The sequence below is a fragment of the Campylobacter concisus genome (assembly GCF_015229965.1).
In the GTDB taxonomy this organism is placed as follows: Bacteria; Campylobacterota; Campylobacteria; order Campylobacterales; family Campylobacteraceae; genus Campylobacter_A; species Campylobacter_A concisus_BD.
This window is the reverse complement of record NZ_JAAKZB010000044.1, coordinates 1-3,093: the sequence shown is the minus strand read 5'-3', so window position 1 is coordinate 3,093 and position 3,093 is coordinate 1. Positions and strand designations below refer to the sequence as shown.

General features: G+C 35.0%; 2 protein-coding genes and 1 tRNA gene. All 3 read right to left on the bottom strand.

Annotation, left to right across the window (positions count from 1 at the left end; all coding sequences use genetic code 11):
* Positions 1-1,072 (bottom strand): PDC sensor domain-containing protein (locus G6W43_RS10445; protein WP_194169759.1); only part of this gene is annotated, 1,072 nt, incomplete at its 3' end.
* A gap of 368 nt (positions 1,073-1,440) precedes the next feature.
* The gene (locus G6W43_RS10440) at positions 1,441-2,454 is read right to left on the bottom strand and encodes a bifunctional 3,4-dihydroxy-2-butanone 4-phosphate synthase/GTP cyclohydrolase II (RefSeq protein WP_103617129.1); all 1,014 of its coding nucleotides are present in this window, start codon (positions 2,452-2,454) and stop codon (positions 1,441-1,443) included.
* A gap of 544 nt (positions 2,455-2,998) precedes the next feature.
* Positions 2,999-3,075, bottom strand: a tRNA-Asp gene (locus tag G6W43_RS10435).
* Positions 3,076-3,093: the final 18 nt, after the last annotated feature.

The window sequence follows — 3,093 nt, the reverse complement described above, 5'->3', positions numbered from 1 at the left end:
TATCGATGTTTTCATTTATCGCTTTACTCATCTCGCCAAATTCATCATTTGATCTTACCTCTAGCTTGCTTGGTGCTTTTGCTTCGTAAGTTACAAATTTAAATAGATCATCAAGCTTAGACTGGATAGTTTTTATAGGGTTAAGAGACTTTTTAAGTAAGAAATAGACAAATGCTGAGAGGATAACGATAAATATCACTGCTAGGATTAGCTGGATCTTTAGGAGGGGCATAGTCTGGCTCGAGAAAGTATCGGCATTTATCGCAGCAACTGCTAGCCAGCCATCGTCATTTAGTGGCAAAATTTTAGCCGAAACATTTACGCCTTTTGAGTTTTGGTATGAGATCAAGCCATTTTCGCCAAAGTCCTTGCTAGCAAATTTCGCAGCCAGCGTCTTTGTCGCGTTTGTGGCTTGATTTACAAGACTTTCATTTTCATGCAGCAAGATAACACCATCTCTATCCATAAAATAGACATAGCCAAACTCAGTTTTACCCATATCTAGGAGCTTTTTGCTCAAAAGTCTGATATTAACATCAGTAAATGTAGCTCCCATAAGCTTGCCACCCTCCACTACCGGAGTAGAAAAGGTCATACATAAGTCGTGCTCTGGGGCGACCATATCGATATATGGCTTTGTAAAGATGGTTTTCCCACTGCCCTTTGCAGTGATATACCAACCTCTGCCACGTGGGTCGTATTTATCTTTTTCTGGGGTTAAAATTTTGCCATTTGAGCCATAAGTATAGCCGTTGCTTTCTGCTGCAAAATAAGCGCCTATGACTATTGATTTTAGATTTTCTTTTGTAGATTTTAAACGGGCAAGAACTTCATCTTCACTGCCAACGCTACCCGTTAGTTTATCGGCGAGCTTTTGTGAGTCCTCCATGTAGTCGCTCACAAAACTATGCGTGACAGACTTGATGTCAGATAGAATTTGATCTTGGTTTTGACTGATAAGCTTCACCACCTCCTCTTTTGCGTTAAAGTAGCTAACAGCCGACATCGCCGCAAAACAAACACCCAAAAGAACAATAAGCGTCAATGCGATCTTGTTTGATATAGATCTCATTTCATCCTCCTTGTGAAATATTAGTAGAATTATAAAATTTAAAATATAAATTTAATCTTTTATTTTAAATAATATTTTATATTATAAAATGATGAAGTCTATAAAAATAACGTAAATTTGCGATATATTAGAAATTTTTTAATTAAATTTAATTTATTTTATAAAATATATTTAAAATAAAATTTTAGTTTTAGCATAAAAATAGGCTTATATACTAAATTTATGTTAGATAAACTTAAACAAAAGAGAAACTTATTAAATTTAATGTGAAATGTTATCTCAAATTTGCGAGTGACCTACGAAAATTTGATCTAGGAAGTACTATTAAATTTAGCCAGAACCAAGCTGTACTGGCTAAATTTGGGATATTAAATTTCTTTGTAGCCGACTATATTTAGCCCAAAACCGGCTAAGCTTACAAATTCTTTATTTTTATTTGAGCTTAAAAGCTCGATCTCTTTTATGCCAAAGTGATTTAAAATTTGCGCTCCGATGCCGTAGTCCTTGCTTGTGTTTGAGTTGTCGCTATCTAAAAAGATCAAAATTCCACCATTTTGGCTTAGAAATTTGATAGTTTTTAAAAGCTCTTCGTATTTTGGACTGCTCAAAAGCTCGTGATCAGCAAGAATCTTTTGAAATTTGACATTTGTCTTGCTCTTTGGCTCGCCAAAAAGATAAGCTGAGTGAATTTTACCTTTGTGATCAGTGATATCGTATCTTGTGGCCACGTAGTCTGCGATCATCACGTCACTTTTTTCGCCAACTTTTATGAGGCTTTCATGGCTTAGTCTATACTCAACCAGATCAGAAACGCTGATCATATTTAGCCCAAATTTCTTACAAAACTCCTCTAAATAATCGCGTCTTGCCATAGTGCCATCTTCTTTTACGATCTCGCATATCGAAGCCATCGGAGCAACACCTGCAAGCTTGCAAAGATCGACTGAGCCCTCTGTGTGGCCTGTGCGAACTAGCACGCCGCCATTTTTGGCTATGAGCGGGAAGATGTGTCCTGGACGCACGAAGTCTTCAGGCTTTGAGCTAGCATCAGCCGCAAGCCTGATCGTCATATCGCGCTCGTATGCGCTCACACCCGTTGTTGCGTCTTTTGCGTCTATCGTGACTGTAAAAGCTGTCTCGTGGCTCGATGTGTTTTTAGCTACCATTAGCGGCAAGTCAAGTCTTTTGGCGTTTGCCTCATCCATAGCAAGACAGAGCACGCCCTTTGCATGAGTGATAGCAAAATTTACCTTTTGCATGTCGCTACTAGCTGCTGAAAAGACTAGATCGCCCTCGTTTTCGCGGTCCTCATCATCGACCATAACGACCATTTTTCCATTTTTTATATCTTCAATCGCTCTTAATACATTTTCAAATGCCATAATTGTCCTTTTATAAATTTTTACGATTATATTGATATTTTGATAATCAAAAGATAAAAATAATATTTTTTCTTTGCCGGTAATCACTTTTGAGAAAAAATAGAATTTGCATTAAAATTTTGGCTTGTGAGATTAAATTTAACTATTTGATAAGATGGTTTTATCTGCCAATAAGCATAAAAATTTAATTGTATATTTGCACGATAAAACGATTTTTGGCTTTAAATTTTAAAAAAATGCCTTAGACAAAGATAAATTTTTTAATTGCGCTATAAAGATAATTGAAATTTTATATTAAATTTAGTTTTAAAATTTAAATATTCTTTGTTTAGAAAATCTAGTGAAAATTGGGCTTTCATTGTTATTTTTGCTATAAAAACTAAAAAATTTTTTAATAAAGAAAAATATATTTTAAATTTTTTCTAAAGACAATATTTTATGTATTATTTTACATATTATTTAACAAAATATTTTTATAAAAAATTTGCATTAAATTTAAAAAATAAAGACAAAAATAAAAAAATATGAAAAATTTAAAAGTAGATGGCGCAGCGGACGGGGCTCGAACCCGCGACCTCCGCCGTGACAGGGCGGCATTCTAACCAACTGAACTACCGCTGCACCTAAAAGTAATGGTGG

Coding starts and splice junctions, on each gene's coding strand:
- G6W43_RS10440 (WP_103617129.1), bottom strand. CDS start 2,454: ATGGCATTTGAAAATGTATTAAGAGCGATTGAAGATATAAAAAATGGA.